The following is a 12,201-nucleotide window of genomic DNA, read 5'->3' on the forward strand; positions in this document are numbered from 1 at the left end:
GAGCCATAAGCTCAATAAGGGTTTTATAACTTAAAAGCTAAATAATTAGCTTATTATAAATAGCTTTTATTTAACATTAACAGTGATTTTGCTCAAACCGTCAAGAGTAGCAACCATCTTATCGCCTTTAACGACGGCACCGACACCTTCCGGAGTACCGGTCATAATTAAATCACCGGCTCTTAATTCAAACAGTTCAGACAAGCGGGAAATCACCTCTGATACATTCCAAATCAAATGAGTAATATTGCTTTTTTGTTTGGTTTCACCATTTACAGTTAACTCAATATTGCCTTCATTTAATTCGCCAATGGCAGAAATAGGAGCCAACTCACCAATAGGTGCTGAGTAGTCAAATGCTTTACCGATTTCCCAAGGACGTCCTTGTTCACGCATTTTCATTTGCAAATCACGGCGGGTCATATCCAAACCAACGGCATAGCCGAAAATCACATCTTTGGCTTCTTCAACAGAAATATTTTTAGCATTTTTACCAATGGCAACAACCAACTCTACTTCGTAGTGATAGTTTTCAGTCAATGTCGGATAAGGCACATCAACGGTACCGTCTTTTTCAACAGGAATCACTGATTCCGGGTCGTTTGGTTTGCAAAAGAAAAACGGCGGTTCACGATCGGGATCGAAACCCATTTCACGAGCATGCGCCGCATAGTTACGACCTACACAATAAACACGACGTACGGGGAATTTATCTTCCGTACCCTGTACATTCAAACCAACTGTTTTTACAGGTTCAAAAACATATGACATATTTCATTCCTTTTGCTATTTTTACCTTAACAGGCAAATAAATATGAACAACTTATTAATCTAAAAACCAATTAAAGCTTATATTCAGAATAATAAATCAAGACTTACAAAGCATACTAACTTAAATTAAAAAGCATCCGATTGATTTTCCGGCTCTGCTTTAATAAAAGCTTCCAGGCTGCGGCAATGCTCATCAACCGCCACAATATTGGGATAAGGAGTTAAATCCACATTAAAACGACGGGCTGAATAAACTTGGGGCACCAAATAACAATCGGCAAAAGTCGGTTTATTGCCATAACAGAAATCACCGCGCTCTTTATCTTCGGCCAAATGTTTTTCCAATGCGGTAAATCCATCATTAATCCAGCGATGACACCAAGCTTGTACTTCTTTTTCATCTACTGATAAATCTTTGCGCAGATACTGCAAAATACGACGATTGTTAATCGGGTGGATATCGCAACCTACTAAAGCACTTAATGCCCTCACCCTCATACGGCCAAAGCTGTCTTCAGGCAATAACGGTGTATCCGTATAAGTTTCTTCCAACCACTCTATAATTGCCGGGCTTTGAAATAAACGTAACCCATCTACTTCCAAAACCGGTACTAACCCTTGAGGATTGATGGCTTTAAACTCAGGTTGCAAATGTTGCTCTTTAAACAAGTTAACCGGAATATATTCATATTCCAAACCTTTTAAATTCAAGGCAATACGCAGACGGTGTGATGTGCCGCTACGAAAATAACCATAAAGTTTCATTATTATTCCTTTGTGAATAATCACTATAAAATATACTGATTGATATACAAGCCTAATCTATTTATGAATAAGCAATTATTCATTTAATCTCATCAATAATTGCCCAACAGACATTTTCTTGCATTGCAAGTCAATATTTTTATACCTATTTATCCTTAGATAAGACTTATTGATACTTAAATATCCGTTCTTTCACGCTCAGAATACAATCCCAACTTTCTTTGGAAAGGAGACTCATCAGCCACAAAAACAAAAGACGGCTTATCTAATGTATTTACTAAAGTGACATTTGTAAAGCACGGAGTACAAAGCGTATCGGCGACTGTTAAATCATGTTGGACTGAGTCCACTTTGATATTAACATCCCCTTCAATTACATGAAATACCATAGCACAAGAACGCTGTCTCAACTTCAATACCTGATTTGGGCGCAGCATAATGGCACTAAAGCCAATAATTTTTTGTGCATCATCGCCTGTTTCAGGGTTAACATAAGTCACCTGAACCATTTCAACACTACTATTTTCTGCAATGGTTTCCAATGCTTTTTTGGCATCAGCCCACGGATAACGCAATACCGGATATTTAACCAAATGATTGTCGTTACGTGTAAAGTTTTCAGTGGCTACGATACCCGGGCCATAAACCAACGGTTTAGCCTCATTATTACTTTTTGCCTTTTCACCCTCTTCGACGAAACTGGCTTCAGAATAATAAACTAAGGGTAAGTCCAATACATCCAACCAAACGACTTCAGATTCTCCTTCATGTGAGTGCTCATGCCACATGCCTGTCGGTGTTAGAATCAAGTCACCTCTTTCCATCGGGCATTTTTCGCCATTCACACTGGTATAAGCACCATTGCCTTCAACGATCAAGCGGACGGCATTCGGGGTATGGCGATGGCTGGGGGCCCATTCTCCAGGCAACAAAAGCTGCATGCCCAAATACATAACGGAACTGGCGCGCATATTTTCCAAACCGTGACCAGGATTCGACAATACCAACACTCGGCGTTCCGCCTTTTCTATTGGTGTCAGTTCGCCGGCACGCATAAGTAGCGGTCGGATATCTTTATATTTCCAAGAAATAACTTGTGTTTGAGGCTTAGGCTTATTTGGAGGTAATACTTCTCTCAAACTTGGCCATAAAGGAACCAGATTTTTTTGAGTCAGCTCATCAACATAAGCTTTAGGCAGATCATCTAAGGTAGCAAGTGTTTCCATTATTCAGTCTCATCTCTCAATTAGGTTATATTACCAACTAAAAAACAATAGGGTAACGCTCATTTTTTGTTTATAACATACTTGAATATTTTAGTCTGAAAATGACTTAAATATTTTTTAATATATGGTTTATATCATTAATTTAAGAGGTATTTAATCCGTCAGACAGCAAAAAATAAAATATAGGTTCTTTTTCGAAAAGGTATAATTTATGTAATATTTAATATTTATGGTGGCAACAAGATTCACTTTTTACCGAATGACTTTCCTTACGAATTTACAACCATGCTATCCCAACGCTACCTATAAACTCCTCAACACTTTAGATAAACAGGCTGCACAATAAATTACATAATATAGAATTTTTAACTTATCACTAATTTTGACTTATAACCTTTTTTTACATAAAAAAACTTTATTTAAATAAAATTACCCGTACAAATTTATTTTCTTTTAGGCTTACTAGTTAAATAACATTAAAACGGTGCCAATCTTATTTGATAGCATAGCCTCCTTGGTTATTTCCCAAGCCCCATTGACCTCTCAATTCAAGTCATGCCGTTGGGTATATTTTCAAACCGTTGAGTTTAATATCACATACATATCGAACCTGTACCCGATAATAATACATAACCATAACCTGCGAATTGCAAATGCTACATGTTGTGATGTATTTGTTTTAATTTTTTAATGGTATTTTGCATTCCAGTTTTACACAGATTTTTATTTGCTGCCTTTTCAACACAGATACTTGCGGTACAGTCTTGAAAAAATATATGGTGCGATAAAATCATAATCAGTACAGCCTATTGCAAACAATATGATATTAGCTCACATAAGCCGAGCACTCGCCTTCTCTAAATAAAAGGCACCTACAAACCCCTATTTATCAAAATTTAAATCGATATTCATGAATAAAAAACGTAATATACTTCTTTATCTGCCCGTTATATTGGCACTATGTTGGCTGGTATTGCTGGCTTGGGTCTATATATCCGCATTATTTTCACGAAATATTACCTTAGACGAAATCCAGCCAGCCGATGCCGTATTGGTGTTGGGCAATGCCGTTTATAGTAATGGCGAACCCAACCCATGCTTACGTTCCCGTGTAGCAGCGGCCGTCGAGCTTTACAATGCCGGTAAAGCCCCGAAACTGGTTGTCAGCGGCGGCACGGATAGCGACGGCAGCAATGAAGCGGCCCACATGAAAGAAATCGCCATGGAATTGGGCGTACCGGAATTCCGTATTGTGACCGAAGGCAAATCGGAAAACACCTATGAAAATATCTTTTTCAGCACGATACCGCTCACCAACAATCAAAGCGTGATTATCGTCAGTGCCGACTACCACCTCAAAAGGGCGGGTTGGCTGGGAAGCAAAGTCTGGAAAGACAAAAAAACCATACAGGCTTATTCCGGACAAGACACTTGCGACAGAAGCAGCGGCGGCTACTCACGCAAACTGGTTCGTGAAAGTTTGGCATGGGTTAAAGCCGTTATCACACCCGAATAGCCTACATCGGCAATGGCAGAAATCAGGTAGAATACAGCTTGTTTCCGACCCTAGGCCGAGCACAATTCGATGATTTAGCCTGATAAGCTCTGCTACTGCTTATTTAATTGGCTCATGAAAACTATTAAACAAAGGCCGTCTGAAACTTTTTCAGACGGCCTGATACTTTATACAATCACGATAATATTAATTACCGACAACCATATATCAAATCTATGAATACAGACGACCACTGGCAAATTCACCGCCTTCTTGCCCAAAACACCGACGAACGTTTGCAATTATTACGCCGCACCCCGCAGCAGATTATATTAGTAGGCGCAGATGCCGACGAAAGCCGCCGCTTACTGGCCGCCCGTTATCCCAAAGCGGTTTTCTCAGAATATGATCCGCGTGCCGATGCTCTAGCAACGGCTGCCGAGGCACGTCAAACCGGTTTATGGCAAAAGCTGACAGGCAAAGCCGTTATCCAATACCAGCAAGCGCCGACCGATCCTTTACCGGCGGCGCAAGCCGATATGTTGTGGTCGAATTTAGGAATGATTCACGGTAAAGACCCGATACCTGTTTTAGAAAACTGGGCCAACGCTTTAAAAACCGACGGTTTGCTGTTTTTCACCCATTTCGGTGTCGATACGCTGGTAGAACTCAGAGGCCGTCTGAATGCACAAGGTATCGGTGTCGAAGCCCCCATGTTGTTTGATATGCACGATTTGGGCGATATGCTGTTTCACCACGGCTTTTATGATCCGGTGATGGATACGGCCAAACTCGAATTGAGCTACCGCAAAGCCGAAACCTTTTGGCTGGATATGGAAACATTAGGTTTATGGTCGTCACTGGTTTTTGAAGACCCTGCAACTGCGCATGATGCTATAAACGATTGGTTTGCTACCGACAAACAACTCACGATTACGTTAGAAACGGTATACGGCCACGCGGTAAAAAAACAAATCCTGCCGCAAGGGGAAAGCCCGGTACAGTTTTATCCAAAAAAACCGGCTTGAGTACCGTTTTATTTAGGCGGTGTAACAGTTATTTCATCACAATTGAAATGCTGTTTTAAGCAAGTATCAGGCCGTCTGAAAGCGGCTTGATGTATAATAGCGGCCAATTTTCAATATTGTATAGCCGCTTCGATAAAAATCCGGCAGTCTATCCCCTATACTGCCGAATATATTTTGAAAAGCACCGATAACGCTACATTACTGATATTTTTTCGTCTATCTTCACAGGAATCCGACAAATATGATAAACACCATCGCCGCCCTTTCCCCCTTAGACGGCCGTTACGCCAAATCCGTAGAAACCTTACGCCCGATTTTCTCCGAATACGGCCTGATGAAAGCCCGTGTTACCGTCGAACTCAACTGGCTCAAAGCCTTGGCTGCCGAAGCCAAAATCACCGAAGTTCCAACCTTCAGCCAAGCAACCATTGACGAAATCGATCGTGTTATCCGTGAATTTTCCTTAGAAGACGCAGCGGCGGTAAAAGCCATCGAAGCCACCACCAATCACGATGTAAAAGCTATCGAATACTGGCTGAAAGAACGCTTTGCCAATGTACCCGAAGTAGCTGCCGTAGGCGAATTTATTCACTTTGCCTGCACCAGCGAAGACATCAACAACCTTTCCCATGCACTGATGCTGAAAGAAGCACGCGAAACCGTGCTGTTGCCGAAACTGGCCGAAATCACCGCCAAGCTCACCGAAATGGCACACCAATTCGCCGCCGTACCCATGATGAGCCGTACCCACGGCCAGCCGGCAACACCGACTACATTAGGCAAAGAAATCGCCAACGTGGTATACCGCCTGCAACGCCAAGTGGCGATTCTGGGCACTCAAGAGTTTTTAGGCAAAATCAACGGCGCCGTCGGCAACTACAACGCCCACATGGTCGCCTATCCCGATGTAGATTGGGAAGCACATTGCCAAACATTTGTCGAACAATCACTCGGCCTCACCTTCAACCCCTACACTATTCAAATCGAACCGCACGACTATATGGCCGAATTTTTCCAAGCCATCAGCCGCGTCAACACCATCCTAATCGACTTTAACCGCGATGTTTGGGGTTATATTTCTTTGGGTTATTTCAAACAAAAAGTCAAAGCCGGCGAAGTAGGCAGCTCTACCATGCCGCATAAAGTCAACCCGATTGACTTTGAAAACTCAGAAGGCAATCTGGGCATGGCCAATGCCGTATTGGGTTTCTTAGCGGAAAAACTACCCGTTTCACGCTGGCAGCGCGACCTGACCGACAGCACCGTATTGCGTAATATGGGCGTCGGTATCGGCTATACCATTTTAGGTTTAACCGCCCATTTACGCGGCCTGAACAAACTCGAAGCCAACCCTGCCGCATTGGCTGCCGATTTGGATGCCACTTGGGAATTACTGGCCGAACCGATTCAAACCGTGATGCGCCGCTACGGTGTCGCCAATCCGTATGAAAAACTGAAAGACCTAACGCGCGGCAAAGACGGCATTACACCGGAAGTATTGAAAGTTTTCATCGAATCTTTAGAGATTCCGGCCGAAGCCAAAACCGCCCTATTGGCACTGACTCCGGCGCTATATATCGGCAAAGCCGAAGCATTGGCTAACCGAATTTAATCTGCGGTTTTAAATCAAGATAAGAGGCCGTCTGAAAAAAACATTCAGACGGCCTCTTATCTTTAAAATACTCAAAACAACCATTGCGACACAATATAAATCACCAACCCCACCAAACCGCCGACGATTGTGCCGTTCATACGGATAAACTGTAAATCGCGGCCTACGCTTAATTCTAGTTTTTCCACCATCTGAGCACTGTCCCAACCTTTCACTTTATCCGATACAAAAACCGCCGCCTTATCCTTATAACGCATGACAAAATCACGCACCAGCAACGAAATACGAAGGTCGGCACGACGCATAAATTGTGGATAAGCCTGCGCTTGCGACAACATATGATCCAACAACCGATTCAACTGCACCAGCCACAAAGAATCCGCCTTTTCCACATCGGCTGCCGTCCAGTTTTGCAAACCCTGCCAACTGCGCATCAGCATTTCGCGCATGGCCGGCGATTCTGCTATCTGCATTTTCCCCTGTTCCAAACGCTTATGCCACAACCGCGAATGGCTAAGGGAATGAACAACCTGATCATATTCTTCATTAAAAGCGGCACGGATACGGTGTTCGGGGTTTGCCAAAGCCGCTTCCAGATAGCTATCGGCCCAATCCAAAGCCTTTTCCGATACCCAACCGTCTACCCTATCAACAATGGTTCCTTTCAATGATGCTTTTAATTTTTCCCAAGTGCTCGGCGCATCGCTTTCGATTCGCGCCGCCCATTCGCGCAAATTTTCTTCCAATAGCGCACGGGTCTCCGGATCCTGCAACCAACGGCGCGCCTGTTTCAACATCGCCACAAACAAAGTTTCATGCATGCCCTGCGCTTTTAAGGCTTTCAGAATATTGGCCAGCGTTTTCCCTATCCGCTCGCCGCTATATTGCTCGGCCAACAACATCCCGATAAACCGCGCCGCCTGCTCTGGCTTCGCCACATTAAGCACCGCCGGTAGCTGTTTGGCCAGCCAAGGCAGCCACTGGCTACGCGTTTTTCCCGCCGCCAGCCAATTCAACAGTTTCCGACTCGGATCGGCCTGATAAACCCTTAAAGCAATCGGTTTGCCTTGCAAAAAATTATGCTCGATAAACCGCCCCAACTCATCGGCAATACGGTGTTGGTTGCGCGGCAGAATCGCGGTATGCGGAATCGGCAACCCAAGCGGGCGGCGGAACAATGCCGTAACGGCAAACCAATCGGCCAACGCCCCCACCATCGCTGCTTCTGCAAAAGCCTTCACATAACCCAACGCAGGGTATTGCCTGATATAAATCGCCGATACCACAAACAACACACAAGCCGCCAACAACAATCCGGTAGCCCAACGGCGGCTTTTTTGCAACCGCTTGCGGGCAATTTGGGTACGGACTTCGGTAGATAGCGTGTGCACGGCGGTTCTCCTTATTTTTATCTTTCACTGCCAATTATACCGCTTCATATTAAAAAAACATCTGCACATTTTTTAAGCAAATTTATTTTTATGTTATAAATAATAGTATTAAGCATGTTATCCACAAACCATGCACATGAAAGCAAATCTTTTCTGTGGGTTTCTTATTTACACTGCCTATTTTTTCAGCAATTTAAAATTCTCTTTATGTTTCAAAGCGCATATTGATTTCTCCACAATATACACACAACATTATCAAAGTTTTTCGTGGGTATGAGGTTATTCCTGCATAGATTAAAGAATAACTTGCGGATAAGTTGTATATAACTTGAAGGCCGTCTGAAATTTTTTCAGACGGCCTTCCATATTTTTTATTCAAACCAATATGTCTTGATCCAAAACTTAGCTTTTAGACCGTATAAAATGGCCGTTCCGCAAAAACGCGGCCACTTGAGCGACCACTTCGGTACTGAACAACATCCCCGTATGGGTAACCGGCAGCACAATATGATCCTGCATCCCCTCACAATAGGTTTCTTCCACCCCCACTGTTCCATCATTTTCACCCTTGATACCAATCACTTTGCCCAACCCCGCCGCATGGTTGCCCGCCAAGCTACCCAACGCAATACTTTGCGGCAAGGCCGGTATATTACCGTCTAACCCATGATGATAAGTCTCACCCAGCAATCGGGATAAATAAGCCGACCGATATATCCGATGAGCGACAGAACTACCCTGATGCGGCGTACCGACGGTAACGATTCCGCCCCGCACCAAATCAGGGCGTGCCGCTGCCAGATGACGCAATAACAACCCGCCCAAACTATGGCCGACAAAATGTAAATTCTCAATATTTTGTCCGTACAGCCGCATCACTTCATCCGCCAATACCGCTGCATGTTGCACCAAAGGCTGCCGTGTCGTGCGGTAGCCGAAATAATGAACTTTAAAACCCTGCTGTTCGAGCTTCCGCCCTAATGAGCGCATAATCCAAACGCCGGTATATAAACCGTGAACCAATAAAACGTGGGATGTCATAACCGTACCAATAACCATAATGTTTTTATATTACAGAATAATTCAAACCCAACAAACCCGAATACAATAAAAGGCCGTCTGAAATCTTTTTCAGACGGCCTTTTATTCATCACTAACGATTCAAAATCAGATTAATCAAAAATCAGTTCATCGCCTTGGGCGCGTACATGAATAACGCTTTCCGGCGGGTATTTGCTTTCCAGCAATGCCATTGCAAGCGGGTTTTCAATGTCGGACTGAATCGCGCGTTTGAGCGGGCGGGCACCGTAAATCGGGTCGAATCCGGCTTTGGCCACCAAATCCAATGCGCTGTCTTCCACATCCAAATGCAGACCTTGTGCGGCCAAGCGTTTTTCCAAGCTTTGTAGTTGGATTTTGGCAATGATACGGATATGTGCCTGATCCAAACCATGGAATACCACCACTTCATCAATACGGTTAATCATTTCCGGACGGAAGTGTTCTTTCACATCCTCCATCACCACTTCTTTCACCGCATCATAATCTGTCGTGCCCATGCTTTGGATATGCTGGCTACCGATATTGGAAGTCATCACAACCACGGTGTTTTTAAAGTCTACCGTACGGCCTTGGCCGTCGGTTAAGCGGCCGTCGTCCAATACTTGCAATAAGATATTGAACACATCGGGATGCGCTTTTTCCACCTCGTCGAGCAAAATCACGCTATACGGTTTGCGGCGAACCTGTTCGGTCAGATAACCGCCCTCTTCATAGCCGACATAGCCCGGAGGCGCACCGATTAATCGGGCAACGGCATGTTTTTCCATATATTCCGACATATCAATGCGGATTAAATGGTCTTCGCTGTCAAACAGGAAGTTTGCCAATGCTTTACACAATTCGGTTTTACCGACACCGGTCGGGCCTAAAAACAGGAAGCTGCCGTAAGGTTTGTTGGGGTCGGCCAAACCGGAACGCGAACGGCGGATGGCATTGGAAACGGCACCTACCGCTTCGTCTTGTCCGACTACGCGGTTATGCAGCACGTCTTCCATTTTCAGCAGTTTTTCCCGCTCGCCTTCCATCATTTTGCTCACCGGAATGCCGGTCATGCGGGAAACGATTTCGGCCACTTCGTCTGCGCCCACTTTGGTGCGGAACAATTTATTGACCTGTTGTACTTCGGGGTTGTTTTCCACCGATGCCAACTGTTGGGTCAGTTTCGGCAATTCGCCATATTCCAACTCGGAAGCGCGCCCGAAATCACCCTGCCGTTTGGCCTGCTCGATTTTAACTTTTACATCGTCGATTTGTTTTTTAATATCGGCGGTACCGGCAGATGCGGCTTTTTCGGCTTTCCAGATTTCATCCAAATCGGCATATTCTTTTTCCAACTCGGTAATTTCTTCGTCGATTAATTCCAAGCGTTTTTTGCTGGCATCGTCGCTTTCTTTCTCAACGTGCATTCTTTCCATTTTGAGCTGGATAATGCGGCGGTCGAGTTTGTCCATCTGTTCCGGTTTGCTGTCGAGCTCCATTTTGATACGGCTGGCGGCTTCGTCAATCAAATCGATGGCTTTATCGGGTAAAAAGCGGTCGGTAATATAACGGTTGCTCAATTCGGCAGCCGCCACAATGGCCGGGTCGGTAATGTCGATACCGTGATGGATTTCATAGCGTTCCTGTAAACCACGCAAAATGGCAATGGTATCTTCCACGCTCGGCTCGCCCACCATCACTTTTTGGAAACGGCGTTCCAAAGCGGCATCTTTTTCGATGTATTGGCGGTATTCGTCTAAAGTGGTGGCGCCCAAGCAGTGCAGTTCGCCGCGTGCCAATGCGGGTTTGAGCATATTGCCCGCATCCATCGCACCGTCGGTTTTACCTGCGCCGACTAGGGTATGGATTTCATCAATAAAAATCAGGGTATTGCCATCATCTTTGGCCAAGTCGTTCAATACGCCTTTCAAGCGTTCCTCAAATTCGCCACGGTATTTGGCACCGGCAATCAACGCGGCCAAATCCAACACCAACAGGCGTTTGTTACGCAGCGAATCGGGCACTTCGCCATCAACGATACGTTGTGCCAAACCTTCTACAATAGCGGTTTTACCGACACCGGGCTCACCGATTAACACCGGATTGTTTTTGGTACGGCGTTGCAATACCTGAATGGCACGGCGGATTTCATCATCGCGACCGATAACCGGATCCAATTTACCCTCACGGGCGCGTTGGGTTAAATCCAATGTGTATTTTTTCAAGGCATCGCGTTGGTCTTCGGCATTTTGGCTGTCCACCGCCGCACCACCGCGCACCGCGTCAATGGCGGCATTGATATTTTGTTCGGTCGCACCGGCGTTTTTCAAAATTTTTCCGGTCGCGTCATTTTGCTGTACTAACGCCAGCGGAAACAGTTCGCTGGCAATATAGGCATCGCCGCGTTTGGTAGCGGCTTTATCCATCAGGTTCAACACGGCCTGTAATTCGCGGCTGGGCAGAATTTCCCCGCCATTGCCGGATACTTTCGGCAGGCTGTTGAGCGATTGGGTAAGCTGTTGTTTCACTTGCGGTACATTAATACCGGCATGGGCAAGCATGGCAGCCGTGCCGCCGTCGTTATCGAGCAATGCTTTTAAAACATGGCCGGCTTCAAGATAGCTGTTGTCGGCAGCCAAAGCCAAACTTTGGGCATCGGCCAATGCTTGTTGGAATTTTGCTGTCAGTTTGTCAAATCTCATATATTTCTTTCTTCATATAGTGGGAAGTTTTGTGGATGACTTCAGATAACAGCTATATGGGTCTGCCTGTGGGTAAGTCAATATAGAAATCTGATATTTTATTTAAAAATAATATAAATATTTGAATAAAAATAAAATCTATCTGTGGATAAGTTTAAAAATAAAAATCT

The 12,201-nt window shown here is 44.7% G+C and carries 9 protein-coding genes; 3 read left to right on the top strand and 6 right to left on the bottom strand.

Annotated elements, in window-relative coordinates; genetic code table 11:
• Window positions 1-66 precede the first annotated feature (66 nt).
• From D0T92_RS10165 to D0T92_RS10175, 3 genes are all read right to left on the bottom strand, one after another.
• Entirely contained in the window at window positions 67-771 is a 705-nt protein-coding gene (locus D0T92_RS10165) for a fumarylacetoacetate hydrolase family protein (RefSeq protein ID WP_151052545.1), read from the bottom strand.
• Window positions 772-897: 126 nt separating this feature from the next.
• Window positions 898-1,536 (bottom strand): maleylacetoacetate isomerase, encoded by a 639-nt coding sequence (maiA, locus tag D0T92_RS10170; RefSeq protein ID WP_191963642.1) that lies wholly within the window; start codon window positions 1,534-1,536, stop codon window positions 898-900.
• A 176-nt stretch (window positions 1,537-1,712) separates the two neighbouring features.
• On the bottom strand, window positions 1,713-2,762 hold the full coding sequence (locus D0T92_RS10175) for a cupin domain-containing protein (protein ID WP_151052547.1): 1,050 nt from the start codon (window positions 2,760-2,762) through the stop codon (window positions 1,713-1,715).
• A 910-nt stretch (window positions 2,763-3,672) separates the two neighbouring features.
• Between D0T92_RS10175 and D0T92_RS10180 the strand changes: the two genes are divergently transcribed.
• The 3 genes from D0T92_RS10180 (at window position 3,673) to purB (ending at window position 6,897) form a co-directional block, all read left to right on the top strand.
• Window positions 3,673-4,278: a YdcF family protein gene (locus D0T92_RS10180; protein ID WP_151052549.1), complete on the top strand. Its 606-nt coding sequence runs from the start codon at window positions 3,673-3,675 to the stop codon at window positions 4,276-4,278.
• Window positions 4,279-4,493: 215 nt separating this feature from the next.
• On the top strand, window positions 4,494-5,285 hold the full coding sequence (locus tag D0T92_RS10185; protein ID WP_151052551.1) for a class I SAM-dependent methyltransferase: 792 nt from the start codon (window positions 4,494-4,496) through the stop codon (window positions 5,283-5,285).
• A 241-nt stretch (window positions 5,286-5,526) separates the two neighbouring features.
• The gene (purB, locus tag D0T92_RS10190; RefSeq protein WP_151052553.1) at window positions 5,527-6,897 is read left to right on the top strand and encodes an adenylosuccinate lyase; all 1,371 of its coding nucleotides are present in this window, start codon (window positions 5,527-5,529) and stop codon (window positions 6,895-6,897) included.
• Between the two features lie 71 nt (window positions 6,898-6,968).
• Here purB and D0T92_RS10195 read toward each other — a convergent pair whose 3' ends face one another.
• The 3 genes from D0T92_RS10195 to clpB all read right to left on the bottom strand — a co-directional run bounded on the left by D0T92_RS10195 (window position 6,969) and on the right by clpB (window position 12,031).
• Window positions 6,969-8,288, bottom strand: coding sequence for a DUF445 domain-containing protein (locus D0T92_RS10195; protein WP_151052555.1), 1,320 nt, complete (start codon window positions 8,286-8,288; stop codon window positions 6,969-6,971).
• A gap of 402 nt (window positions 8,289-8,690) precedes the next feature.
• Window positions 8,691-9,329, bottom strand: a complete 639-nt coding sequence (locus D0T92_RS10200) for an alpha/beta fold hydrolase (RefSeq protein ID WP_151052557.1) — start codon at window positions 9,327-9,329, stop codon at window positions 8,691-8,693.
• 131 nt (window positions 9,330-9,460) lie between these two features.
• A complete protein-coding gene (gene clpB, locus D0T92_RS10205) occupies window positions 9,461-12,031 on the bottom strand; it encodes an ATP-dependent chaperone ClpB (RefSeq protein WP_151052559.1) in 2,571 nt (856 codons plus the stop codon).
• Window positions 12,032-12,201 lie beyond the last annotated feature (170 nt).

The organism is Neisseria zalophi (genome assembly GCF_008807015.1).
In the GTDB taxonomy this organism is placed as follows: domain Bacteria; phylum Pseudomonadota; class Gammaproteobacteria; order Burkholderiales; family Neisseriaceae; genus Neisseria; species Neisseria zalophi.

Excerpts from the sequence above, each read along its gene's own strand:
- purB (WP_151052553.1), top strand. The coding sequence starts at position 5,527 with ATGATAAACACCATCGCCGCCCTTTCCCCCTTAGACGGCCGTTACGCC.
- D0T92_RS10200 (WP_151052557.1), bottom strand. The coding sequence starts at position 9,329 with ATGACATCCCACGTTTTATTGGTTCACGGTTTATATACCGGCGTTTGG.
- D0T92_RS10175 (WP_151052547.1), bottom strand. The coding sequence starts at position 2,762 with ATGGAAACACTTGCTACCTTAGATGATCTGCCTAAAGCTTATGTTGAT.
- D0T92_RS10165 (WP_151052545.1), bottom strand. The coding sequence starts at position 771 with ATGTCATATGTTTTTGAACCTGTAAAAACAGTTGGTTTGAATGTACAG.
- D0T92_RS10180 (WP_151052549.1), top strand. The coding sequence starts at position 3,673 with ATGAATAAAAAACGTAATATACTTCTTTATCTGCCCGTTATATTGGCA.
- clpB (WP_151052559.1), bottom strand. The coding sequence starts at position 12,031 with ATGAGATTTGACAAACTGACAGCAAAATTCCAACAAGCATTGGCCGAT.
- maiA (WP_191963642.1), bottom strand. The coding sequence starts at position 1,536 with ATGAAACTTTATGGTTATTTTCGTAGCGGCACATCACACCGTCTGCGT.
- D0T92_RS10185 (WP_151052551.1), top strand. The coding sequence starts at position 4,494 with ATGAATACAGACGACCACTGGCAAATTCACCGCCTTCTTGCCCAAAAC.